At 62.7% G+C, this 23,486-nt stretch carries 19 protein-coding genes; 9 read left to right on the top strand and 10 right to left on the bottom strand.

Annotated elements, in window-relative coordinates; genetic code table 11:
* Positions 1-15: 15 nt before the first annotated feature.
* From AUC43_RS09290 to AUC43_RS09275, 4 genes are all read left to right on the top strand, one after another.
* The gene (locus AUC43_RS09290) at positions 16-1,386 is read left to right on the top strand and encodes a Gfo/Idh/MocA family protein (RefSeq protein WP_068192223.1); all 1,371 of its coding nucleotides are present in this window, start codon (positions 16-18) and stop codon (positions 1,384-1,386) included.
* Between the two features lie 20 nt (positions 1,387-1,406).
* The gene (locus AUC43_RS09285; protein ID WP_068192220.1) at positions 1,407-2,474 is read left to right on the top strand and encodes a DUF6807 domain-containing protein; all 1,068 of its coding nucleotides are present in this window, start codon (positions 1,407-1,409) and stop codon (positions 2,472-2,474) included.
* Between the two features lie 351 nt (positions 2,475-2,825).
* Positions 2,826-3,506, top strand: coding sequence for a DUF2490 domain-containing protein (locus AUC43_RS09280; RefSeq protein ID WP_068192219.1), 681 nt, complete (start codon positions 2,826-2,828; stop codon positions 3,504-3,506).
* A gap of 56 nt (positions 3,507-3,562) precedes the next feature.
* Positions 3,563-4,018, top strand: coding sequence for a VOC family protein (locus AUC43_RS09275; protein WP_071885857.1), 456 nt, complete (start codon positions 3,563-3,565; stop codon positions 4,016-4,018).
* 119 nt (positions 4,019-4,137) lie between these two features.
* Here the strand turns inward: AUC43_RS09275 and AUC43_RS09270 are convergent, their stop codons facing one another.
* The 8 genes from AUC43_RS09270 to AUC43_RS09235 all read right to left on the bottom strand — a co-directional run bounded on the left by AUC43_RS09270 (position 4,138) and on the right by AUC43_RS09235 (position 13,595).
* A complete protein-coding gene (locus tag AUC43_RS09270) occupies positions 4,138-4,605 on the bottom strand; it encodes a cupin domain-containing protein (RefSeq protein WP_199243524.1) in 468 nt (155 codons plus the stop codon).
* 180 nt (positions 4,606-4,785) lie between these two features.
* Positions 4,786-6,195 carry a glycoside hydrolase family 28 protein gene (locus AUC43_RS09265; protein WP_068192217.1) on the bottom strand — a complete coding sequence of 470 codons (1,410 nt, stop codon included), beginning with the start codon at positions 6,193-6,195 and terminating at the stop codon, positions 4,786-4,788.
* Positions 6,196-6,434: 239 nt separating this feature from the next.
* On the bottom strand, positions 6,435-6,749 hold the full coding sequence (gene rhaM, locus AUC43_RS09260) for an L-rhamnose mutarotase (protein WP_068192215.1): 315 nt from the start codon (positions 6,747-6,749) through the stop codon (positions 6,435-6,437).
* 8 nt (positions 6,750-6,757) lie between these two features.
* Positions 6,758-9,610 (bottom strand): glycosyl hydrolase, encoded by a 2,853-nt coding sequence (locus AUC43_RS09255; RefSeq protein WP_068192213.1) that lies wholly within the window; start codon positions 9,608-9,610, stop codon positions 6,758-6,760.
* 161 nt (positions 9,611-9,771) lie between these two features.
* The gene (locus AUC43_RS09250; protein WP_068192211.1) at positions 9,772-10,905 is read right to left on the bottom strand and encodes a glycoside hydrolase family 88/105 protein; all 1,134 of its coding nucleotides are present in this window, start codon (positions 10,903-10,905) and stop codon (positions 9,772-9,774) included.
* A 78-nt stretch (positions 10,906-10,983) separates the two neighbouring features.
* Positions 10,984-12,216 (bottom strand): oligogalacturonate lyase family protein, encoded by a 1,233-nt coding sequence (locus AUC43_RS09245; protein WP_068192209.1) that lies wholly within the window; start codon positions 12,214-12,216, stop codon positions 10,984-10,986.
* A gap of 204 nt (positions 12,217-12,420) precedes the next feature.
* Positions 12,421-13,227 carry an IS3 family transposase gene (locus AUC43_RS09240; protein WP_157781013.1) on the bottom strand — a complete coding sequence of 269 codons (807 nt, stop codon included), beginning with the start codon at positions 13,225-13,227 and terminating at the stop codon, positions 12,421-12,423.
* A gap of 68 nt (positions 13,228-13,295) precedes the next feature.
* On the bottom strand, positions 13,296-13,595 hold the full coding sequence (locus AUC43_RS09235; protein WP_068192205.1) for a transposase: 300 nt from the start codon (positions 13,593-13,595) through the stop codon (positions 13,296-13,298).
* Between the two features lie 90 nt (positions 13,596-13,685).
* Between AUC43_RS09235 and AUC43_RS09230 the strand changes: the two genes are divergently transcribed.
* From AUC43_RS09230 to AUC43_RS09215, 4 genes are all read left to right on the top strand, one after another.
* Positions 13,686-14,834, top strand: a complete 1,149-nt coding sequence (locus AUC43_RS09230; protein WP_071885855.1) for a serine hydrolase — start codon at positions 13,686-13,688, stop codon at positions 14,832-14,834.
* Positions 14,835-15,045: 211 nt separating this feature from the next.
* Complete coding sequence (locus tag AUC43_RS09225; RefSeq protein WP_068192200.1) at positions 15,046-15,303, top strand: AbrB/MazE/SpoVT family DNA-binding domain-containing protein; 258 nt, start codon at positions 15,046-15,048, stop codon at positions 15,301-15,303.
* A complete protein-coding gene (locus AUC43_RS09220; RefSeq protein ID WP_068192198.1) occupies positions 15,291-15,623 on the top strand; it encodes a type II toxin-antitoxin system PemK/MazF family toxin in 333 nt (110 codons plus the stop codon). Before AUC43_RS09225 ends, AUC43_RS09220 begins: the two co-directional genes overlap by 13 nt.
* A gap of 182 nt (positions 15,624-15,805) precedes the next feature.
* Entirely contained in the window at positions 15,806-16,672 is an 867-nt protein-coding gene (locus AUC43_RS09215; protein WP_082685009.1) for a sugar phosphate isomerase/epimerase family protein, read from the top strand.
* A 271-nt stretch (positions 16,673-16,943) separates the two neighbouring features.
* On the opposite strand, the gene AUC43_RS09210 is transcribed toward AUC43_RS09215, so the two are convergent.
* Complete coding sequence (locus AUC43_RS09210; RefSeq protein WP_099092888.1) at positions 16,944-20,288, bottom strand: sensor histidine kinase; 3,345 nt, start codon at positions 20,286-20,288, stop codon at positions 16,944-16,946.
* Positions 20,289-21,177: 889 nt separating this feature from the next.
* Between AUC43_RS09210 and AUC43_RS09205 the strand changes: the two genes are divergently transcribed.
* Positions 21,178-22,923 carry a tetratricopeptide repeat protein gene (locus tag AUC43_RS09205; RefSeq protein ID WP_233254140.1) on the top strand — a complete coding sequence of 582 codons (1,746 nt, stop codon included), beginning with the start codon at positions 21,178-21,180 and terminating at the stop codon, positions 22,921-22,923.
* A 75-nt stretch (positions 22,924-22,998) separates the two neighbouring features.
* Here the strand turns inward: AUC43_RS09205 and AUC43_RS09200 are convergent, their stop codons facing one another.
* The gene (locus AUC43_RS09200; protein ID WP_068192193.1) at positions 22,999-23,391 is read right to left on the bottom strand and encodes a hypothetical protein; all 393 of its coding nucleotides are present in this window, start codon (positions 23,389-23,391) and stop codon (positions 22,999-23,001) included.
* Positions 23,392-23,486: the final 95 nt, after the last annotated feature.

Raw genomic sequence — 23,486 nt, 5'->3', positions numbered from 1 at the left:
CACTCCTTCATTCTTATGTCAAACGAATCCTCCAATCCGCGTCGCCTTTTCCTCAAGCAAACGGCCCTGGCCAGCGCCGGGGTGATGCTCGCGCCCACCCTGGGCTGGTCGGCCAGCAGCTACCGGCGCATCGTCGGGGCAAACGACCGGGTGCGCGTGGGCGTGGTCGGCTTCTCCGACCGCCACCGCAGCTCGCACATCCCGTGCTTCATGAACCACTACAAAGAGCTCAACTTCGACGTGGTGGGCGTGTCCGACATCTGGAAGCGGCGGCGCGACGAAGGTGCCTCCATCTGGAAAGAGAAGATGGGGCACGACGTGGCGGCCTACCGCAACAACGAAGAAATGTATGACAAGAAGGGTATAGATGCCGTTTTCGTGAGCACCGCCGACTTTCAGCACGCCCTGCACGCCATTGAGGCAGTGAAGGCCGGCTGCGACGTGTACTGCGAAAAGCCCTTCGCCGAAACCATGGAGGACAACCGGGCGGCCCTGAAAGCCATCAAGGCCTCGAAGCAGATTGTGCAGATTGGCTCGCAGCGCCGCAGCGGGTCCAATTACCACGCCGCCGAAGCCTTCATCAAGTCCGGCAAATTTGGCGACATCAAAATGGTTGAGCTGACCTGGAACGTGAACCAGCCGGGCCGCTGGCGCCGCCCCGACGTGGTGCCTCTGCTCAAAGAAGCCGACACCGACTGGAAGCGCTACCTGATGAACCGGCCCGCCGAGGCGTTTGACGCGCGCAAATACCTGGAGTTCCGGCTATTCTGGCCCTATTCCTCGGGCCTGCCGGGCCAGTGGATGAGCCACCAGATTGATACCGTGCATTGGTTTACGGGCCTGCAGCACCCGCGCAGCGTGGTGGCCAACGGTGGCATCTACATGTGGAAAGACGGCCGCAAGAACTGGGACACCATCTCGGCGGTGTTTGATTACGGCCCCCAGAACGACCCGACCAACGGCTTTCAGGTCACGTTCGGCTCGCGCATGGACAACGGCGACGAGCATCCGGCTGAAATCTATTATTCCAACGGCGGCGAGCTGAACCTGAACACCAATACGGTGTCGTCGAAGGGCGGCCTCAACCAGAAGTTCGCCGACGCCATGCACATGAAGCCTTTCCTGCTGCCCGAGTCCAGCCTGTCGGAAGTGGAGCCGGTTATCGCCTCGGCCAATACCGGCGGCGATAAGCTCACCTCCAACCACATCCGCAACTGGATGGAGTGCGTACGCAGCCGCAAGCAGCCCAATGCGCCCGTGGAGGCCGGCTACAGCCACTCCATTGCCACCATCATGACCAACGCCGCCGTGCACACGGGCATGAAGGCCACCTTCGATGAGAAAACCCAGGAGGTAATGGTAGGCGGCAAGCCCTTCAAGTATTAATCCCTCTCCACTCCCACTCCATGAAAAGATTAACCATTCTCAGCGCCAGTGCCCTGCTACTGTTGCTGGCAAGCTTCTCCGAGGCTACGGCCCAAAAAGCGGAGCCGGTGCGCGTGACCAAAGACGCCAAAGCCAAGAAGGTTGACGTGTACGTGGGCAAGCGGCTGTTCACCAGCTTCTTATACCCCGATTCGCTGGAGAAGCCGGTGCTGTATCCGCTGCACGCCGCCGACGGTACCGTGGTGACGCGCGGCTTCCCGCTGAACCCTAAGACCGGGGACCCTACCGACCACCCGCACCACCTGGGCACGTGGTTTAACTTCGAGAACGTGAACGGGCTGGACTTCTGGAACAACTCCTACGCCATTCCGAAAGAGAAAAAGGCCACCTACGGTTGGATAAAGACGGATAAGATTCTGACCACCATCAGCGGTCCCACCGGCGTGCTGGCCTACCACGCCAACTGGACCAACCAGAAAAACGAGGTGCTGCTGGAAGAAACCACCCGCTTCGAGTTTAGCGGCACGGACCGGGAACGCACCATCGACCGGGTGACGACCCTCACCGGCGTGATGGACCTGGTCACCTTTGCCGATGCCAAAGACGGCCTGCTGGGCCTGCGTCTGGCCCACGAGCTGCAAATGCCCACCGACCAGGACCAGAAGTTTACCGACAGCAAAGGCATCGTGACGGTGGTGAAAGCCGGCACCGACAAAGTAGCCAACGGCAACTACCTGACCAGCGCCGGCAAGCGCGGCAACGACGCCTGGAGCACGCGCGGCAACTGGTGCAAGGTGTACGGCAAAATGGGCCGGGACTCGGTCAGTGTCACCATTATCGACCACCCCAAAAACCCGAACTACCCCACCTTCTGGCACGCCCGCGGCTACGGCCTGTTTGCGGCCAACCCACTGGGCGAGAAGATATTTACCAACGGTCAGTCGGCCAAGAACCTGCAGCTAAAAAAGGGGGAGTCGGTAACGTTCCGCTACCGGATTCTGATTGATGAAGGCAGCAAAACCCCCTCGCCGAAACAGCTGAACGCTGCTGCCGCCGAGTTTGCTAGGAAAAGCGTCGCATCCAAGTAGCGCAGGGCGCGGGCCGGCGGTGATTCCCTGGAAAACCTTTCAGCCACCGCCCCAGCTGGCCCGCAGCCCAACTGAAATGGCCCGATAAACGGAGGCTGCGCCACGGCCGTTTATCGGGCCATTTCAGTTGGGCTGCGGGCTGCTATTGCTATCCTCATCAGTGGCTTCAGGCATCGTGAATTTGCCACTTTGGGCATGAAAACCATTAAATCGCGCCGTTTTTGCCGGCAAGAATCAGAGCCCGAGCAAGGGGAATAACATGGGGCGCGGACAAACCGCCGCACCAAGCTAATATAATGCCACCCTTCCGCCGACCCGCAGATACTTTTTCAGCGGCTCCTAGCCATTTTTATGAAATCCTTGTTGGCGCTCCTGATGCTCATGCCCTTGCTGGGCGCTGCCCAGACGGTGCAGCAACAAGGGTATTGGGGGCGCCTGTATCTGAGGACGCGGCTGAGTTCCCGGCTCACGCTGCACACCGAAGTGGAAGAGCGGCGCTTTGCCTGGCCCGACAGGCAATGGCAATTCATCACCAACCACCATCTGCACTTCCGCGCCTCCCCGGTGTGGGATGCCGCCCTGGGGGGCACATACCTGCGGCAGCCCAAGAATGGCGTGAGCGTGCCCGAGCGGCGGGCTTATGAGGAAGTATCGGCCACGGTGCCCTTGCCTAACCACTTCCGCTTTCAAACGCGCCTGCGGGTGGAGCAACGCTGGCTGGGGCAGGTGGTCGCCGCTGAGCTGAGCAACGAGTGGGCTTATCTCACGCGCTACCGCGGCCGCCTGCAGCTGGAGTGGTTGCCCAATACTTCCTGGAGGTTACGGGCAACGAATGAACTGATGCTGAACGGTGGCGCCTTCGACCAAAACCAGACGTATGCCGGAGTAGAACGGCCAATCGGGGGAGGCTTTGCAACTGAGTTGGGCTACATTCACATCTGGCAGCGGCGGCCCGCAAATGCCGGCTACTACGCCCGCGACGCGCTACGCCTTACCCTGGTCAAAGACCTGTCGCTGCTGGCTGCCAAATAACCGGCATCCCCCCAATTGTGGCCACTCCCTTACTTCAACCCACAACCCGCGCCCGAATGAAACCCCTGCTACTGCTCCTTTTTCTCACCGGCTTCGCGGGGTTGCCGCGCTGCTATGGGCAATCAAAGCCTGGCACTGCCCCCATTTTTAATCACGCAGCCGTGTGCGTGCACGACCTGAAGGCGAGCACAGGCTTTTACCGAACGGTGCTTGAGCTTCAAGAAATTGCCAATCCCTTTAATGACGGCATTCACGCCTGGTTCAGCATTGGCCCAAATCTGCAGCTGCATGTCATTCAACGCGACTGTACCCCCATTGTCAACAAGAACATCCACCTGTGCTTCAGCGTGGCTTCGCTGCGTGCATTCATGGGTCACCTCGAAAAGCTAAGCGTGCCCTACACTAACCTAAAAGGCGACAGCAAAGAGCCCACGGCCCGGATAGACGGGGTAAAACAAATCTACCTCCAGGACCCCGATGGGTACTGGATTGAAATCAATGATGCCAAATAAGACTAAACATAGTATGGCATAGATATTTATAGACATTATAACGTCCTGCCAAGCGCATATTTAACAACGACTGGGTTCCTTTCCAGACGTCTTCGGTCGTTTGGCCTGCGCACTAATAATTAGGGTTTCGCAGTCGTGGGCACAGCTGTTTTAACCGTGCGCCATTTCAGGACGTGATACGTAGCCTGGGTAGTCCCCACGTTTCTGATGCTGTGCAACCTATTGGGCGCTTGGAAGATAAGGGAGCCGGGGCCCACGCGCTTGAATTCGCCATTGACCAGGGCTTCTACCGTGCCCTCTTTCACTATCATCAACTCCTCTTCCGGATGCTGATGGGCCGGATGCGCGAATTCGCCCGGATTTAAGGTGGTTGCGTGAATCTCCAGGTTTTCCAGCGTCTCCGTGGGCGAATCGAGGAATTGTCGTTTCTCCCCCACTTTCGTGGGCGTCGCTTTGCTGGCTTTCCACTCGTACACCGAAGAAGGAAGGGTGGCCAGAAGATGTTCGTTGTTGGCCATTATGGCCAGGGGAATGCTCATCAGCAGCGCGGTGAGGGCTACCAGGGTTAGTTCTCTTCTTGTCATCATCAGTATGGAAAATAGAGGATTTGGTACTTGGGCGACTACCAGGAACAGGTTAGCGCCTCGTGCCGACCGGAGGCAGGTGCTTGCTTTAGTCGGCACCATTTGCCCAACTGGCGTTTTCAAGTAAAAAGAAGCGGCCCCCAATGGAGGCCGCCTCTTGGAATTTGGGGTTCACAAAAAAATCTAAAACTTGATATTCTGGCTGTTTTGCACGGCCACGGGCTCCTGGTCCTGGGCGGTGATGTTCACGTCTTTGATGGTCCAGCCAGTGGCGTAGCTAATGCCGCCGGCGGTGGCGGCGGTCATGGTGATGTTGTTGAGGGAGATGCCTTCAAGCAGGGACTTGGGCTGGCCTTCAGCGGAGATGGCGGTTTTGGCGTTCGTCACCCGCACGTTGCTGATGTGCACGTTGCGGAAGTGGGGCATGCCTTTTTCGGCTGGCTCCACTTTAGTCAGCATGGCTTTCCAGTGGGCGGGCAGGGTTGCCTGGGTGTAGCCGGCGGGCAGCGTAGAATAGCTGTAGGCGGGGTTCCAGTTCATGGTCATGATGATGCCGAAGCCCACATCGGCCATTTCGATGTCGTCGACCCAGACGTCTTCCACGGTACCGCCGCGGGTGAGGGCCGACTTGATGCGGATGCCAGTTTTGGTGCCCTTGGCCTTGAGGCGGCGGGCAATGATGTGGCGGATGCCGCCCGAAGTTTCGGAGCCGCAGGTGAAGAGGCCGTCGCCGGCGCCGGCCACGCAGTCCTGAATGAGGACGTACTCGCAGGGGCGGTTCACGCGCAGGCCGTCGGCGTCGCGGCCGGCTTTCAGGCAGAAGTTGTCGTCGTTGCAGTCGATGTCACACTTCTGAATCAGCACGTAGCTGCTCGAGTCGATGTCGATGCCGTCGGTGCTGGGGCCGTGGCCGCCGAGGTTGTTGCGTACCACGATGCCTTCCACGGTCACGTTCTTGGAGTAGAGCACGTGCACCGTCCAGAAGCCCGAGCGCTGCAGGGTAATGTTCTTAATGGTAACGTTGGAAGCGTTGGACACGAGCAGCGCGCGCGGACGCTTGGCGTCGTAGTCGATAATCCAGCGCAGGCCCTTGGGGTCATATTCTTTGCGCATGGCCCAGTACTTGTCCCAGAACACTTTTCCCTGGCCGTCGATGGTGCCTTCGCCGGTGATGGCCACGTTGTCCTGGTCGAGCACGTTGAGCAGAGCAGCGGGCCACTTCATCTCGATGCCGGCCACGCGGGTCTGGATTTCGGGGTAGTCTTTCAGGTCCTGGCTGCCGAGCAGCGTCACGCCCTTATCGAGGCGCAACGTCACGCCTTTTTTCAGGAACAGCGAGCCGGTGAGGTACTGGCCGGGGGCCAGCGTCACGGTGCCGCCCTTTTTGGCCGCGGCGTCAATGGTTTTTTGGATGGCCTGGGTGGCGAGGGTTTTGCCATCGGCCACGGCGCCGTATTTCGAGGCCGAGAAAATGGTTTTTCCGGTCGGCAGGGTCTTGGCGCCTACCTGCTTGGTCCACTCGGGCGAGGTGTCGGCGGGCGCCGGGTTCAGCCACGCAAACAGGGAAATAAGCAGCGTAAGAAGCAGGTTCATAGAGTCGGGAGGCTAAGTCGGAAAGTAGGGAAAGTGACAACACTGACATGATGCGCGGCAGAAACAGATGAAAGAGGACTCCCACCCAATCTTTTTTCCATCCTGCTACGCATCAGTCAGGTTGTATTTCTCACTCACTACACAAAGCTGGCTTCCCCTCTAGCTCAAACCTTCCCGCACCCTCCTGTTATGGCGAAAGACTTTTTCATTCCGGCCCAACGAGTGGGAAGGCCTGCTTTTTAGTCCATGTGAAACACGCATTCCAGCGGCTGCACCACCGGCGAATGGTCGGGGTTGGTTTCCATCAAATCGGCCATGTAGGCCCACCAGCGCTGCATAATGGCGGTAGCCGGCAAGGCGGCCGTGGTGTGGCCTGCTTCCCGCTTCTGCACCGCAAACAAGGTCCTGCTGGCGGCATCGAGGTAAATGGAATAATCGCGGATGCCCGCCTGCTGCAAGGCGGCGGTGAGCTCGGGCCAGATTTCGGTGTGGCGGCGCTGGTACTCGGCAGCCACGCCGGGCTTGAGCTTCATGGTGAAGGCTACTTTATCCATGGCAGTACTTATTGAACGGGTGCGCCCAAGGAAGCGGGCGTGAGGGTGACGGGGCCCAGCAAGCCCGACTCCAGAGGCTCCCACTTTTCGGCCGTGAAGAGGCCGTCGGCGCTGCGGTTTTCCTTGAGCTTGGCGGGCATGTTGGTGTTGTAGAAAATCTTCCAGTCCACGTGGTTTCGGTCCAGGTCGGCAATGCGGTTGGCCATGAGGTTGCTCACCGTCACGGTCAGGGTATTGGTGGGCTGCAGCCGGGACTTGGGCAGGAACACCTGGTAGACCGGCCCAATCAGCGTGCCCATGGGCTGGCCGTTCACCAGCACGCGAGCGCTTTGGGCCACGCGGCCCAGGTCGAGCAGCCAGCCATCGGAAGTGCCCTGGGGCATGGCAAACGTGGTGGTGTAGGTGGCTGTGCCGGAGAACTTCTTGCCCGCCTCGCCGGCCAGCGTGGTCCAGGAGGCCAGCTCACGGGTTTGCAGCCGGGCCGGCAGCTCCGGACCACCCGAAAGGAAGGCCAGGTCCCAGGGGCCGGTGAGGGGCTGGGCCGCGGCGGCGGGGGTTAGGTAGGTGTAGGCGGGGCCTGTTACGGGGCCTTCGTTGGTATCCAGGATGCAGGTTTCACCGGGCGCCAGCTGCAGGTACACTTCGGGCGTGCCCTGGGCCGAGGTGCGCACCGAGGCCATGCCGGTTTGCTCGGTCATGGGGTTGTAGAGGGCCGCCGATTTGGCGGCTGTGTGCAGCGGCACCCAGCCTTTTATGGCCTTCTCGCCCCAGTTGGCCAGGAAGTAATAATGGCCTTTGGCGTGGCTGCGGCGCATAAACTGCAGGCCGTTGTCCACGAGGGTTTCGCGCTTCACGCCGGCTTGGGCCAGCAGCTGGCTTACGTCTTTGCCCAGGAGCACCCGCCCTTTGCCCACGGTGGCTTGCTGCACGCCGGCTTGCTTGGTGGCCGCGAAGTTGAGCTGAGCCAGCAGCTTTTTAAAGGCGGCGCGGCGCGTGGCCAGGCTGCCCAGGCCGGGAACGTCATCGGGCGCCTGGCTTTGCAGCACGATGGTAGCACCGTTTTGGGCCAGCTTCAGCAGCTGCTGCAGGGTGGGCAGCGGCATGAGGTGGGCCTCGGGCACCAGCAGGGTTTGGTAGGTGGCGCCGCCGCTGGTGGTCAGGCCCTTGCCGGCATTTACTACCTGCTGCACCTGCTTGTCGGAGATGAAGTCGTAGCCGTAGCCTTTGGCCAGCAGCATTTCGCTGGTGGCTTCGATGGGCATGCCTTTAAAGCCGTGCTCGATGCCATCGAAGTGCTGGAGCAGCACCTTGCCGGGCCGCGTGTAGGCATCGGAAATGGGCAAGTACAGCAGCACGTCGTTGCTGGGCTGGCCGGCTTGCAAAAACGACTGGCAGCGGGCGGCGTACTGGTTCAGCTTGCCGAAATCCGTCCAGAATGGGTTTTGGGGGTTGAACTCCACGGCGGCGTAAAACAGCCAGCCCGGCCATTTGGCCGCCTGCGGCGAATAGGCAGTGCCGTGGTAAAAGACGTGGTTGACGCCGCCCAGCAGCATGCGGTCGACGGCCTTTTTCACGTCGCTGAGCTTGCTCAGAAAATGGTCATTCTCCCAGGTTGCCGTTTCGGCCGACGTGAGCGGCTTGCCCGTGACGTGCGCGGCCGACGACGCAAACTTGATGCGCGTGAGGTCCTCCCCTTCCGTCTCGGGGATGTCGGTGGCGGCGTACAAATCCAGGATGTTGGCCGGCGAGCCGTGGGCCTGGTTGCGAATCAGCGCATCGTGGGTTTTGGCCCAGGCGCCCCAGGTTTTGGTGTAGTTCTCGAGCAGCAGCTCGGAAATCGTTTCGCGGTAGTCGGTGAGCACGCGCTTGTTTTCGTCCTCGGCGGCTTTGTTGAACAGCGCCGGCAGGTGCTGGCGCAAGTCGTAGCCGCGCCGCTTCTGAAACTCCGCAAACATCAGCGGCGTCCAGTTGGCCTCGCCCTGGGCATCGTCTACCTCGTACGAGTCGTTGAAAAACGCCCGGATTGGCTTCACGTCGTAGCCCTTGAAAGCCTTGTCGAAATACGCCAGGTAATGGTCGGTGGCGGTTTTAGAGAGGTGGTCGATGACGTCGCCCTCGCCGCCGGGGCCGGCCCGCTCCACCTGCTTGCCGTGCCAGCCCTGAAAAAGGGCGTACAGCGTCCAGGTGCCGGTCGGCGCCGTCCAGCTCAATTTGCCATCAGCGCCCACTTTGCTGGTCAGGTCCAGCGTCTGGCCTTTATCCGAATAGGCCATCAGCGTTTGCAGCGGCAGCGGCTTCTCGAAGCGCACCTGGTCCAGCGCCAGGGTTTGCAGGTTTTTATTGGTGGCCACGGGGTCCGAGAGCTGCTTGAGGTCCACTTTGTGCCCCACTGCATTGGCAATGGGCTTTTGCATGAAGCTGACCGGCTCCGGCAGGCTTTCGCCGCCTTTCACCGAGTAGGTGCTGTACGCCACGTACTTCGACGCATCTACCGGCGCCACCCACGGCCCGCCAAAAGGCCAGCCCGAAGCCTGCGCCATGTCGATGCCCAGCCCCAGGCGGGTGGCTTCCGTGAGCGTGTGCGTGAGCATGTCCATCCACTTCGGCGAAAGGAAATCGATGAACTGGCTTTCGGCGCCCTTCACGCCGTAGATGGTCGTGATTTCCATGCCGCCCAGCCCCGCCTGCTGGTACTGGGTGAGCAGGTGGGTGAGGTCGGCTTTGTTTACGGCGCTGCCCTCCCACCACCAGCGCGTCCAGGGCTTGGTTTGCTGGGTGATGGCCGGCCATTTGGGGGCCTGGGCCTGGGTGCTGAGCGAGGCCAGGGTCGCGAGGAAAAGCGAAGGAAGGAGTCGTTTCATACGGGTTGTTCTGGCGGGCGCCTCCCCCCCCGGCCCCCTCTCCGAACAGGAGAGGGGGGGGCCGAACGAAGGTGGACGCAGGATAATCTATATTTTAAAAGGTCGGCTGGCACCCCTCTCCTTTGGGAGAGCGGCCGGGGGTGAGGCGCCCGTGAGCACCACTATTTCAGCTTGTATACCTCGCTGCCCGCCAGCAGGAAGCAGCCCAGGCCGTAGTCTTCAAAGTCGGGTTTGCTGGTGTAGCTCACGGGCTGGCTGTCTTTGGGCTCCTTGCCGGTGCCCTGCACGTAGCCCAGGAAACCGTCTTTGTGGATGCAGTTGGTCACCATGCCTTTCCAGGCTTTGGCGATGATGGGCTCGTACTGCTGGCGGTTGAGCAGGCCGTTGTTGAGGCCCCAGGCCATGCCGTACACAAACAGCGCCGTACCGGTCATCTCCTTGCCGCCGAAGTGCGTGGGGTCGTGCAGGCTCACGTTCCAGAAGCCGTCGGGGCGCTGCAAAGGGGGCAGCGCCTGCATCATGGCCAGGTACATTTGCTCGTATTCGGCGCGGTGCGGGGCGTCTTTGGGCATCACGTCGAGCACGCGCACCATGGCCGCTACCACCCAGCCGTTGCCGCGGCTCCAGTAGCAATCTTCGCCGTTGGGCTCTTTATATGGGGGCACAAAGTCCTTGTCGCGCCACCAGAGTTTGTCCTGCGGGTTGTAGAGGCCGTTGGTGCCGTGCTTGGTTTTGGAGTAGTTGTAGATGCGGTACATCTTGCCGTAGTAAGCCGTGTCCTTGGTCAGCACGCCCAGCTTGGCAAACACGGGCATGGCCATTTGCAGGGCATCAATCCAGTTCCAGTCGTCCACCTTGTCGCTGCTCACCATGGCGTCCACGCTGGCCTTGATGTCGCGCAGGCGCTCGGGCCTAGGGTCTATCTGGTACAGCTCCAGGTAGGTCTGGCCGGCGCACTGGTCGTCGGCATTACGGTTGGTCACGCCGTTGCGGATGCCCCACTGGTGCTTTTCGCCCCAGTCCACGGCGTAGTCGTAGTAGCGCTTTTGCTTATCGGTCTGGTAGAGGGCCATCAGGCCTTCGTAGTACACGCCGCGCGTCCAGATGTGGCTGGGGCGGGCCTTATTCGTCACGATTTCCTTGCCGGTATCGGGCCACTTCTTCATGAAGTAGTCGTTGGTCCGGGTCATGGCTTTGAGCACGGCCCTTTTCTTGGGCAGCTTCTGCGCCTGGGCAGGCTGCAGCGCAAGCAGCAACAGGGCAAAAAGGCAGGCTTTCAGGGTGGGATTTAGCATTGAGTGGGGGTTCGGGTACTGGCCCGAGTTAATGGCCCGTCATGCCGAGCGAACTGACGGTCGATTTATTTCAAAAATTTATAGTGCCGCTTTCGCAATTTCCACGCCGTACACCTGCTCTTCGCCTTCAAAATTGGCCCGAAAAACCAGCCATTTGCCATCGGGCGTGAAGTGGATGTTGGGCTCCAGCTTGTAGCCGTGGTGCTGCATGTTCACCAGTCGCTCGGCCCGAAACTTGTCGCCTTCGGGCCGAAACAGGTTAATCCACATGCCGTCGGGGGCTTTGGCCACTTGCCCGGCGTCGCCGCCGTCGCCGGCAAAGAGCTTCTGGTCGGGCGAAATATTGAAATGAATGGACCACTCGTTGCGGTCCATTTGGTAGAGCTTTTCCTGGCCGGTTTTCACGTTGGCCCCGGCCAGATAAAAGGTCACGCTGCGGGGCTTTTGCAAATCAAACCAGATGGTTTGGCCATCGGGGCTGAAGAACTCGTGGCCGGCAATCTCGCCGTCTACGGTGCGCTTGTGCATCAGCCGCACGGCTTTGGTCTTGATATTGATGTGCCAGATGCGGTCTACCTTGCCCCAGGGGCCTTCGTGGCAGTACATCAGCAAATTGGGGTCGGTGGGCGAAAACTGCACGTGGCCGAGCCAAGTATTCTCCTTGTAGATTTCCTGCAGCTGCCGGGTCTTCGTATTTATCGTGAACAGCGCGTGCTCGACGTGGGCATCGTAGATGCGGTTGAAAAAGTCGGACTTCGCCGGGTATTTCTTGAGGATGTCGCGCGCTTCCTGCCCGGCCATGGAGCCCGCCAGCACGGTTTCATCGGCATTAAGCGAGGTGATGCTGGCCGGGTAATCCCTGGCAAACACGTACACCAGCCGCGTCTTGCGGGTGTCGACGTTGGTGGCGTACACCGTGTCGCGGGTCTGGTAAAACACCTCCCGGTGCCGGGGCGCCACAATCTCGCCGTGCACCTGGGCAAAGTAGCGGGTCACGGGCGTGGTCTGCCGGGTCTTGAGGTTGAGCACGCGCAGCTGGTGGCCCTTGGCGTCGGTGTGGTAATACACCATCAGGTCGCCCTCGCTGCCTTTGGCTTTCAGAAACGGGTTGTTGTGGAAGTAGAAGCCGGCGTTGCTGCCGTCCTGAGGGGTGAGGCGCATCACTGTGTGACCCGTGCTCTGGTCTATCCATTCAGCCGCCGGCATGGGTTTTTGCCCGCCCGTTTCGAGCTTGGCCTGGGCCAGTGCCGGGATACTCAGCAGCGCCAGGCTGCCGCAAAGGACGGTTGCAATTCCGATTCGGGTTTTCATAGCAGGCAGGACAAAGGCAAAAGTGGAACAACCCGGGCCAGCAGCCTTTGCTACCACCGCGCCGGTTCGCGGCCCTCCCCTTTTTCAGCCTGCGGGCAAGCCATGGAGCGAAGAATGCATGCAATAAACCACGCCCGCTATCCCAAACTCTCCTGTACTCTTCGGTGTGGCCCAAGCGTACCCCTTCCCGTTGAGGTGGTCTAGCTAGGCCGCACAGAGTTGGGACGTGGTTTGCAGGTGGGTTTCCAAGTGATTGGGGGCGAGATAGCCGAGGGCCGAATGCCGGCGCTCGGCGTCGTAATAGGCGAGATAATGGCTGATTTCCAGCTGCGCTTCCGTGAGATTGCGGAAGCTGCCGCCGTCGAGTAATTCGGTTTTGAGCCGACTCCAAAAGGATTCAGCGTGGGCATTATCGTAGCAATTTCCCCGGCGGCTCATGCTTTGCACCGCCTCGTGGCGCGCCACTAAGGCCTTGAAGTGGGTAGCGGAGTACTGGCTGCCCTGGTCGGAATGGACGATCAAGCCGGCCGCCGGCTGACGCACGGCCAGGGCGCGGCGGAGCGCCTTGCTGACCAGGGCTTCGGGCATGGATTCGCGCACGTCCCAGCCGACAACCTTGCGCGAGTAGCGGTCCAGCCAGGTGGCCAGGTACAGCCCACCGCCGCCCTGTTTAGGCAAGTAGGTGATGTCGCCCACCCACACCTGATTCGGGGCGGTGGGGGCCGGTTGGCCCAGCAAGCGGTTGGGAGCCGCCCGCACGTTTGGGTCGGAATCCGTGGTGCGGGGCACAAACGAGCGGGGCTGCTGGGCGCGCAGACCGGCGGCGGCCAGCGTCCGTCGAATGCGCCAGCGGCCCACCACGTGGCCTTGGGCCCGCAGTTCGGCCCGCAACCGACGGGTACCATAGCGGGCGGAATGCCACTTAACTGCTGTCCGGACAGCTCCTTGCCAAGCTGGTTCCGGTGCGGGCAGCTGGCGCCGCTGCCACGCGTAGTAGGCGCTGGGGGCCACGTGTAACACCTAGCAGAGCTGGCGCACTGGCACCTGGGCCTGGCGCTGGGCGATGTGCTGGTAGGCGCTCACCGGGTCGGCTGGGCGAAGATGACCAAGGCTTTTTTTAAAATGTCGAGCTCCTGCTCGGCCCGCTTCAGCCGGGCCCGCAGCGCGCGTACTTCCGGGTCACGCGCCACCTCGACACTGCCTACTTCGGCCACGAGCTGCGCTTGCTGCCACCGGTAAAGCAACTTGGGGCTAATGTCCAGTTGCGCCGCCGCCTGCGTGCTCCGGCTTTCGGTTGCCAAGCGAAAGGCTTCGGCCTTGAAGGCATCGTCGTATTTGCGCCGCTTATCCGGCGTGGTCTTGCTCTTTTTTGCGGTCATGACTCAGGAAAATATACGTCCTGCTTCTGTGCACCTCGACTAGACCACCTCACGCGGGGCTACGGCTACGCTGACGGGCACTACCGGGCTGTGCCCTTGCTGCCCATCTACCTGGGCGCGGCCGGCTCGATGAGTGCCTCGGCGGCCGACCTGAGGCAGTGGGTCCGGTTTTTTCTGCACGAGGGCCGCGCCCCCGACGGCCGCGCCCTCTTACAGCCCGCCAGCCTGCACGAGCTGGAAACGGCGCACTCGCCCCTCTCGGCGCGCGCCGGCCTGCGCACGGGCTATGGGTTGGCCAACTACCCCCTCGGTTTCCAGGGCAAGGCCCTGTTCCGGGGCCACGGCGGCGGCATCGGCGGGTTCGTCAGCGCCTTCGGCTACAACCGCGCGCTGGGCGTGGGCTATGCGTTCTCGAACAACGGCGAGCGGGGCGCCCCGAAACTGGAGCAGTTGGTGCAAGCGTTTTTGCTGCGGCAGCTGCCCGCGCCTGCGCCGCTGCCCCGCGTGCCGCTCGATGCCGCCGCCGTGGGGCCGTACCTGGGCCACTACTGTAGCGCCGCCCCGCGCAACGAGCTAAGCGGCTTTGCCGACTACCTGACGGGGGGCACGCACCTGCGCCGGGAAGGGGAGTTCTTGCTGAACGAGCCGCTGCTGGACCCCGCCGACACGCTGCTGCCCACCGGCCCGCTCACCTTCCGCCGCCCGGGGGTGCAAGCGGCCACCGCGGTGCTTACCCGGGACAAAGAAGGCCGGCGGGTGCTGATCGCCACCGGGGGCTCCGCGGGCGGCTACGCGCTGGCGGCCGGGTTCTGGTGGTGGCTGCCCCCGGCCCTGCTGGCGTTGTGCGGCTTGCTGGTTATCACCAGCAGCCTGGCCGCGCTGGTGGGCCTGGTGCGGGTGCTGCGCCGCCGGATTCCGCGGGCGCAGTTGCTGCCCCGCCTGCTGCCGCTGCTGGCGCTGGGCGCGCTGGCCACCACGGCCTGGGCGCTGATCAACTTCGTCGGCCACCTCTCGACGGACGGCTATCCGGGCCTGCCGACGGCCGCGGCCGCTTCGCTGGGGCCGTTGGTCTTCGTGGCCTTCGTCATCGCCGACGTGGGGCTCACGGTGCGGTATTTCGGGCAGTTCCGGCGCCCGGCCGTGGCCTGGTACCTGCTGCTGACCTATGGGGCGCTGGGCTGGCTGGCCGCCGTGCTCGGCACCTATGGCTGGATGAGCTTGCGGCTCTGGGGGGTATGATTACTAATTAAACCGTCATCATGGGCCTTGGCAGCTGGCACATGCGACTTCTGGACCAAACGTTTAACCAAGGCCCACAATGCCCAGCCGAGGGCCGAACTGCATCTTCTTTGATGGTTGTTCAAGTTTAAAAAAACGGTAGGTATAGTACCCAACCAATGAAACTAAGCGGGCGAAGCAAATGTACTTACATAGTACGTACATTTGAGTTATGAACACGCGCCTGATTCGGGTGGGCAATTCCCAGGGGATTGTGCTGCCCAAGAAGTTACTGCAGCAGTATCACTTGGCTGGGGAGGTCGACCTGCGGCCCACTCCCGAGGGCCTGCTCATCACCCCGGTGGCCCCGCCCCGCCGCCAAGATTGGGACGCGCGCTTTCAGCACGCCATTGCCCAAGGGCAAACGCCGGAGGGAGAGCTGCTGGAAGGCTTCGCCGACGACTTCGAGGAAAGCGAATGGCGGTGGTAGGCGTGCTGCGCTTCGAGGTGTGGCTCGTCAACCTCGACCCGACCCAGGGCAGCGAAATCAACAAGACCCGCCCCTGCGTGGTGGTCTCCCCCGACGAGATGAACCGCTACCTGCGCACGGTCACGATTGCCGCGCTCACCAGCACCCGGCGCGACTACCCCTCGCGGGTGGACTGCACCTTCCAGGGCCAGGAGGGCCAGGTCGCGCTCGACCACGTGCGGTCCGTGGACAAGACGCGGTTGGTGCGCCTCTTGGGCGTGCTGCCCAAGGCCACGGCCCAGGCTGTCTGCGAGCGCTTGCAGGAAATGTTTCAGTACTAACCCCTGGCCCGGTGGTGGGCCATTCTGGCACGGCCTGTTCAAAAATAGGAGGATTTGTGCTTGCAGCCAGGCATGGCGCACCTATATTGCCCGTATGATTGCTTCGTCAACCGCCCCCGCTGACCGAGGTTGCTTGCTACGCCCCGCTTTTATTATACGACTCACCTACACACCACTGCTCCATGAAATTCACACCCCTGCTGGTACTTTTCGGTGGGCTTACAGCATTGCTCAGCTTTGCCCCCCGCAAAGAGGACCTTCCGCAGCTCGGCGTGGTGGCCCCACTGAATCGGGACAGCCTGGTTTACGCCAGCGGTTTCCGGCTGCTCGGGGAAACCGTGAGCCGAACGATTTCGCCGGCCTTACCGGAGGAGCAGTTCCGGCGAAACCTGGCCCGGATAAAAAAGGCGAAGTGCAAAGTATACCTCTGCAATGTGCTCTTTACCGGCAACATGAAAATCGCGGGGCCGAACGTGAACGATGCCCGGGTGGTGGCCTATGCCGACAGTGTTTTTGCGAGAGCCCACCAAGCCCGGATCCCTCTCGTCGTTTTGGGCAGCGGGGGCGCACGCCGGATTCCGGACGGCTACGATGCGCAGAAGGCCCAAGCCGATTTTGTGGTCTTATGCCGCCAATTGGCGGTAGCGGCCCAAAAACACGGAATCATGATTGCCATTGAAAGCCTTGAAACGGCCGAAACGAATTTTCTGCTCACGCTCACGTCCACGGCGGCGGTCGTGCGGGCCGTCAACCATCCCAACTTCCGACTGAACGCGGACATCTTTCACATGATGCGCGAGGGCGAGTCGCCGCAAAGCATCATCGATGCCAAAGACTTACTGGTGCACTGCGAAATTGCAGAAAAAGAAAACCGCACCTACCCGGGCGTGCAGGGCGATGATTTTAAACCGTATCTCAGGGCGTTGAGAAAGGCGAAGTACCACGGCCCTATTTTTATTGAGGGCAATACCACCACCCCGGGTGCGGACCTTCCGCGTGCTTTTACGTATCTGACGAAGCAGCTAACGGAAGTGTACGCAGAGAAATAAGTCCGAAAGCCTATGCTTGGTGCAGAAGCCATTCGTCCATGTAAATGGCCTAAATGAAATAACGAGCGGACCGCATTGGCCCGCTTGTTTCCACCCTACACCTCAAAGTGCGGCCGGTCCTTGAACCCCAGCCAATGGCCACCCCAGTGTACCCGCGCATCCGCCGCGCAAATTCGCTCAGTAGCCCAGCTACCCCAGTTCGGCAGCATGGGCAAACCCGTTGCGCCCTGGCGGGGCCAGCAGCAGCTCCGCACCCCTGCTTCACCTCATGTCAAGTCGGGCCGTTCAGGGGCAGATTCACATAGAAGGTGGCGCCTTGGCCTTCTTGGCTCTCCACTGACAAATTACCGCCGTGTCCCTGGGCGACGATGTCATGGCTCAGGGAGAGTCCCAGGCCCGTGCCCTCGCCCGTGGGCTTGGTGGTGAAAAAGGGCTGGAAGATTTTCGCCTGCACGGCCTCACTCATGCCCATGCCGTTGTCCGTTACTTGAATCTGCACCTGTTGGTGCAGCAGTACGGTGCGCACGCCGACCTGGGGCTGGTAGCCGGGCTCGCCTTGCTGCTGGCGCTGGCGCACGGCATAAAAAGCGTTGGTGAACAGGTTGAGCAAGACCCGGCCCACGTCGGCCCCCACGACGGTCACGAACGGCAAGTCCGCTAAGAACTCGGTATTCAGGGTGGCGTTGAAGCTTTTGTCCTTGGCCCGCAGGCCCTGGTAAGCCAGGCGCAGGTATTCGTCGGCCAAACGATTCAAGTCGGTAGAGACGCGTTCGCCAGTGATGGTGCGACTGTGCTCGAGCATGCCCTTGACGATACCTGCGGCCCGGCGCCCGTGGGCGCCGATTTTGCCTAGGTTTTGCGTTAAGTCATCTAAAAGTTCTTCCTCCAAGCCGGCGTCCCCGGCCGTCCCTTTGGCTCGTTCCTCGCGCAGCTCGGCAACCAACTCGGCCGATACGTCGGCAAAGTTGTTGACGAAGTTGAGGGGGTTTTGAATCTCGTGGGCAATGCCGGCCGTTAGCTCGCCGAGAGCGGCCATTTTTTCGGATTGCACGAGTTGGTTTTGCGCCACCCGCAGTTCCTGCAGGGACCGGTGCAAGGCGGTGGTCCGCTGCGTGACCGTGGCTTCCAGCGCCGCATTTTCTGCCCGCAGGCGCCGGGACCGGTAGCTGACGCCGGACCACCTTAAGGCGCTCAGACCGAGCAGGTACAGCAGGTACGCCCCCCACGTGCGCCACCAAGGGGGCCGCACCGTGAACGCAAAGGCGGTGGGCGGACCCCAGGAACCGTGCAGGCCCTTGCTGCTGGCCCGGAACGTGTAGCGGCCCGGCGCCAAGTTGCGGTAATCGGCACTGGCCTGGTCGGTGATGTCGCTCCAGTGCTCGTCGTTGCCTTCCAGCAAGTAGCGGTAGCGGACTTTGGCCAGGTTGTCCAGCCGGTTGCTCACGAAATGGAACGTGACGTGGCTGCGGTTGAAGGGCAGCGACAGCTGGGTTGGCAGGGCGCCCCCCGCTTGCTGGCCTTCCCAACGCACCCCCTCGACGACCGGCCCCTTGGGCAGGCGGGGGCCAAAGTCTTGGGGCTGTTCCATCAAGTCCAACGCGGTGAGGCGGGTGGTGGGTGCGTGCAGGTCGGTTCGGGGCGTGCCCAGGGTTGCCAGTACGTCCGAGACGCCCCACCACAGCGTGCCGGTGCGGGCCAGCAGCACGCCCGGCGTAAAATCGACAAAGGCAAACTCCTCGGGCTTGTCGTAGGAAACCAAGCGCCATGCGGGCGTCGTGGCGCGCGCGTGCGCCACGACGGGCGTGACCACCGTCAGGCCTTTGGCCGTGCCCACATAGAGACAGCCGTCGCGCTCCTGGAGCGACGCGATGTGCAGGTCGGAAAGGCCGTTGGCTAGTGAAAACGAAGTCAGCCGGTCGGTGGCGGCGTTGAATCGGTGTAGGCCACGACCCGCTGTTCCCACCCACATGTTGCCGTCCGCGTCCTCCAGCAGGCAGGTAATCCAGTTTTTGCCAGGGCCGAAGGGGTTGGCAACCAAGCGCACGCTCCGGCCATCGGCACTGACGATGGCCAGCCCATTGTCGGAGCCGCACCACACCTGCCCGCGGTGGTCCTGCGCAAAGGCGAAGAAGAAGTTGGATATCAGACCGCGCCGAAAGTTGGTATACCGGACGGTGCCCTGCCGCTCGTCGAGTACCGTGGGGCCGGCCACCCCGCCCACCCACAGGCGCCCCTGCCGGTCTGCCATTAGGGCGGTGATGACTCCCAAGGTGTCGGTGAGGCGGGTGAGGCGGCCTTGGCGGGTGTCCACCACGTTGAGCTGGCGGCTGCCGCCCACCCACAAGCGGGCCCGGTGGTCGCGGCAGAGCACCCCCACGCTGGAGTCGGGCCATCCCTGGGCTTTGCCCAGGTGCCACTGCTGGCCGCGTGCCGGGTCCAGCACGTCGAGGCCGTCGCCTTGCGAGCCCGCCCAGACCCGACCCTGGCCGTCTTCGGCCAGGGCATAGTACGGGGCCCCGCGACCGGGCAGGCCCTGCTGCCGGCTGAGTTGCCGCGCGGAAAAAAAAGTCCGGTACAAGTTTATTCCTTTGCCGCTGGTGCCCACCCACAGCTGCCCGTCGCGGGCGAAATACATACTCGCCACCAGGTTGGAGCTGAGCCCCCCTTGGTCGACGCGCAGGGGCTTGAGGGTGTGGTGATCGCCGTCGTACTCGTCTACTCCGCCGCCGCCGGTGCCCAAGAACATTCGCTGACCCAGGCCCTGGGCCAGACTCGTTACCCAGTTGTGGCTCAGCCCCTGCCGGGTGGTCAACCGCTGGATAAGGCCCAGTTTTTCGTCGATGATGTACAGGCCTTGCCCGCCCGTGCCCAGCCACAAGCGCCCACGCGAGTCTTCCGCCACCTGCAGGATGTCGCTGGCGGGGGCGGGCAGCACCACTCGCTGGGCTGTGCCGCGGGCGGGGTCGAGTAGCAGCAGCCGGTTGCGGTTGCCGCCCAGCCACAGGCGTCCGTGGCGGTCGCGGTAGAGCGTGTTCACCGTGTGGGAGCCCCAGCCAATGGCCGGGGTCAGGTTTTGCACGGTGCCGGCCGCTAGGTTCACCACGTCGACCCCATTGTTGTGGGCAATCCATACGCGTCCCTGCGCATCTTCCAGAAAGGTACTGGCCCGGTTGCCCGTCAGGCCGTAGTAACCCGAGAGGTGATGCACGGTGCCGCGGCGCCGGTCCAGCACGTCCACCGCGAAACCCGAGTGGCTGACCCAGAGGCGCCCCTGGCTGTCGAGAAAGACCTGGGTGACTTGGTTGGTACTTAGGCCTTGGGTGACGGTGTACGTCTCACAGTAATGACCGTCGAAGCAGCTCAGGCCCTGGTCGGTGCCAATCCACATAGCGCCGGTCGTCGGGTCTGGGCACAGCGAGGACACCGTCGTGCCCGTCAACCCTTGTTCCTGCCCGACCCGCAGCACGTTGGCGGCCGCGGCCCCGGCCGCATCGGCAGGTTCGCCTTTATTTTGCGCGGCCGCCCCAGCGGGGAAATCGGGGCTCCCATTTTGATTTTCGGGATGTGGGCCAGCCGGTAGGTCGTAACCGGGAACCGGCCCAGGTCGAAGGACCATTGCGGCAGGGGAGCTCGGAGGGGGGCGGGCTGCCCACGTCCAGCGGAGTAGCCGGGAGTCGGGCCAGGTCGAAGCGGGAACTGGGGTGTGGCAGCGAGTCGAAACGGGTGGTCACCCAGGTCAGCGGCGTGGGCGTGGCCAGCCGGAAGGGGTGGGTTAGCGGGGGGCGGAACTCCAACTCATCCGCGGGCAGCGGCACGTTGGCCGGGGGCTCGTACAAGCGGTTAAGGCGAGAAGGAGCGCGGCCCAAAAAAGTGAACAACCGGTGGCCAGCAACAACAAGTAGCGCATGGGGACTGAACCACACCGCCAGCCCTGCGCGGAAGTGGAATTAATTAAAGGGAAAGTTGAGCTTTGAACGGGCAAACTACTTCGAAAATACGTTCCTCTGTGCCGTACCCGATGGACCTGCGGGGCGTGCACGTTAACAGGTCTTTCAGGCCACGCCGACGCCCGTCCGCGCCAGGTGACTTGCACTCACTCCCTGCGACAGTTCAGTCAAACGGTGCGAAAAGCGAACGGAGCGAATAGCTTACCCATGCGCAGTGAGCGAGCCGCAGGGATTTGTTGGTGCTTACCGGGAGAACAACCACGTAGGTGCGCCTGCTCACCTGGCCCTCCCTCGGGTCAGGGGGCGAACGCCGCCACGCCCGCGGCCGCGGGCGTGGCGGCGGTGCCGGGGTACTCTGGGTTCGCAATATGAGCGCCGGTGCGGCCGAAAAAACTTGCAATGCCGGAGGATTTATCTTAACTTATCATCCTGTTTTTCAGGCTGGCGCGCCCGAGTTCGTCTCCGTTTCGCTTACGTGGGGGCTTACGGGCATGCCGGCCGCCCAGCCTCGCCAGTTGGCGGGCCGAACCCGCACCCATCCCTTTAGGCCCTACCCCCATGACGCTCCATCGCATCGACCCGGGACTGGCAGCGCTGGCGCTGCTAACCGGCTGTTCCTCCCAGCCGCCGGCGGGCCGCCCGGCCGCGCCCCCCAGGGTCCAACCCCTGACCGTAACCAGCTGCGTGGCTCCCGTCACGGCCGATACCGCGTGGTACACCACGGGCCAAAAAGCCCCGCTGCTGCCCGGCCTTACGGGCCTGACGATGGCCATTAGCTCGCTGCAGCCGGCGGCCGTGGCTTACTTTCGGCAGGGCCTCATGCTGGCTTACGGCTTCAACCACGCCGAAGCCGCCCGCTCGTTTCACGAAGCCACGCGCCAGGATTCGACCTGTGCGATGGCCTACTGGGGCTTTGCCTACGTGCTGGGGCCCAATTACAACGCCGGCATGGAGGCCGATAACTTTGCCCGGGCCTACCGCGCCGTGCAGCGAGCCCAGCGCCTGGCCGCCCGGGCCACCCCCCGCGAGCAGGCGTTGATTGCGGCCTTGGCCCGGCGCTACCCGCCCACCCCGGTGCCCGACCGCGCCGCCTACGACCGCGCCTACGCCGCGGCGCTCGGCGGCGTCTACCGACAATTTCCCGAGGACCCCGACGTGGGCGTCCTCTACGCCGAGGCCCTGATGGACCTGCACCCCTGGGACCTCTGGCAGCAGAACGGCCAGCCCCGGCCGTGGACGGCGGAAATCATCACCACCTTGGAGCACGTGCTGCGGCGCAGCCCCCAGCACGCCGGGGCCAACCACTTCTACATCCACGCCACCGAGGCCTCGGCGCATCCCGAGGCGGCCAACGCCAGTGCCCAGCGCCTGATGCGTCTGGTGCCGGGCGCCGGCCACTTGCTGCACATGCCCTCGCACACCTACATCCGCACGGGGGCCTACCATCAGGGCACCTTGGCCAACCTGCGCGCCCTGCAAGCCGATAGCACCTACACCGCAGCCTGCCACGCCCAGGGCGCGTACCCGCTGGCCTACCACCCGCACAACTACCACTTTCTGACGGCCACCGCCACGCTCGAAGGCGCCAGCCGCCGTGCGCTGCAAAGCGCCGCCCAGCTGGCGGACCACGTGAGCAAGCCCTTGCTGAAAGACCCGGTGCTGGGCCCCTCGCTGCAGCACTTTTACACCATTCCCTACAACGTGGCCGTGAAGTTTGGGCGCTGGGACCAGGTGCTGGCTATGACCAACTTCGACACCACGCTGGTCTACCCGGAGGCCCTGCGCCGCTACGCCCGGGGCATGGCCTGGGCTGGCAAACAGGACTTGCCCCGGGCCCGGCGGGAACTGGCGCACCTGCGCCGGCTGGCGCGGGACACGGCGGCCCTGCGGGGCATTATCTTTGGCATCAACTCCATGCACGCCGTCCTGGCCATCGCTCAACGCGAGCTGGAAGGAACCATCCTGTATCGCCAGGGCCGCTACCCGCAGAGCATTGCGGTGCTGCGCGAAGCGGTCGCCTTGGAAGACCAGCTCAAGTACAACGAACCGCCGGACTGGTTCTTTTCGGTACGCCACCAGCTCGGGCCCGTCCTGCTCGCGGCCCGGCGCTACCCGGAGGCCATCGCCGTGTACGAGCAAGACCTGGCGCGCTTGCCGCGCAACGGCTGGGCCTTGTCCGGACTCTACCAAGCGCAGCTGGCGGCCGGCCAAACCACGCGGGCGCAACACACCAAGCAGGCGCTGGCGGTGGCCTGGCAGTGGGCCGATACCCCGTTGGCGGGGTCCGTCGTGCCGCCGCACTAGCGCCGCTCGTTTCCGAGCAGCAACGGGCACCTTGTGGCTTTTGCCTTCGTGGCTCGTCTACCTAAAGGGTCGAAATCACTCAATGGATGGTTGAAACAGACGAATGAGTTGTTCCTCAATCGCCGCCTCGGCTGCTTTCGACACCCTTACCGACCGGCAACTGCCTGCATGCGCTACAAAACCGGCGTAATGCGCCCCCAGATTCCGCGTGCCAAGGTAATGGAGCAAATACGACGGCCATACCCACTCGCCGTCGGTGTAATAGACGTGCGGAGCAATAATCTCCCCGGTCTGGGCGTCGGAAACGTAATGCATCCACCCGAACACGAGCACTGCCCGTTGCTGGTGGCAGGTAACCACGGCCAACTCTTCCTCTGCTCCCGGCGAGGGTGAGCCGCCGGGCAACGCCAGCAAGTCTTCCGCCACGAGGCAGGGGTCGTGCTGCTGAAGAAAGCCAACGTATTTCATCGCATTCGTGGGCGTAAGCACCTAGGAGCGTCGGAGGAGAGCAGCACAAAGAAGCGCACCAATGAGGTAAGGGGGTTGCGTCCGCTTTGGTTTAA

The sequence above is a fragment of the Hymenobacter sedentarius genome, assembly GCF_001507645.1.
GTDB classification, from domain to species: Bacteria; Bacteroidota; Bacteroidia; order Cytophagales; family Hymenobacteraceae; genus Hymenobacter; species Hymenobacter sedentarius.
This window is presented reverse-complemented; position numbering and strand designations above follow the sequence as displayed.

Bases quoted from the DNA above. Each gene is read 5' to 3' on its own strand.
- AUC43_RS09290 (WP_068192223.1), top strand. From the start codon at position 16: ATGTCAAACGAATCCTCCAATCCGCGTCGCCTTTTCCTCAAGCAAACG.
- AUC43_RS09285 (WP_068192220.1), top strand. From the start codon at position 1,407: ATGAAAAGATTAACCATTCTCAGCGCCAGTGCCCTGCTACTGTTGCTG.
- AUC43_RS09280 (WP_068192219.1), top strand. From the start codon at position 2,826: ATGAAATCCTTGTTGGCGCTCCTGATGCTCATGCCCTTGCTGGGCGCT.
- AUC43_RS09275 (WP_071885857.1), top strand. From the start codon at position 3,563: ATGAAACCCCTGCTACTGCTCCTTTTTCTCACCGGCTTCGCGGGGTTG.
- AUC43_RS09270 (WP_199243524.1), bottom strand. From the start codon at position 4,605: ATGATGACAAGAAGAGAACTAACCCTGGTAGCCCTCACCGCGCTGCTG.
- AUC43_RS09265 (WP_068192217.1), bottom strand. From the start codon at position 6,195: ATGAACCTGCTTCTTACGCTGCTTATTTCCCTGTTTGCGTGGCTGAAC.
- rhaM (WP_068192215.1), bottom strand. From the start codon at position 6,749: ATGGATAAAGTAGCCTTCACCATGAAGCTCAAGCCCGGCGTGGCTGCC.
- AUC43_RS09255 (WP_068192213.1), bottom strand. From the start codon at position 9,610: ATGAAACGACTCCTTCCTTCGCTTTTCCTCGCGACCCTGGCCTCGCTC.
- AUC43_RS09250 (WP_068192211.1), bottom strand. From the start codon at position 10,905: ATGCTAAATCCCACCCTGAAAGCCTGCCTTTTTGCCCTGTTGCTGCTT.
- AUC43_RS09245 (WP_068192209.1), bottom strand. From the start codon at position 12,216: ATGAAAACCCGAATCGGAATTGCAACCGTCCTTTGCGGCAGCCTGGCG.
- AUC43_RS09235 (WP_068192205.1), bottom strand. From the start codon at position 13,595: ATGACCGCAAAAAAGAGCAAGACCACGCCGGATAAGCGGCGCAAATAC.
- AUC43_RS09225 (WP_068192200.1), top strand. From the start codon at position 15,046: ATGAACACGCGCCTGATTCGGGTGGGCAATTCCCAGGGGATTGTGCTG.
- AUC43_RS09220 (WP_068192198.1), top strand. From the start codon at position 15,291: ATGGCGGTGGTAGGCGTGCTGCGCTTCGAGGTGTGGCTCGTCAACCTC.
- AUC43_RS09215 (WP_082685009.1), top strand. From the start codon at position 15,806: ATGAAATTCACACCCCTGCTGGTACTTTTCGGTGGGCTTACAGCATTG.
- AUC43_RS09210 (WP_099092888.1), bottom strand. From the start codon at position 20,288: ATGGTCCTTCGACCTGGGCCGGTTCCCGGTTACGACCTACCGGCTGGC.
- AUC43_RS09205 (WP_233254140.1), top strand. From the start codon at position 21,178: ATGACGCTCCATCGCATCGACCCGGGACTGGCAGCGCTGGCGCTGCTA.
- AUC43_RS09200 (WP_068192193.1), bottom strand. From the start codon at position 23,391: ATGAAATACGTTGGCTTTCTTCAGCAGCACGACCCCTGCCTCGTGGCG.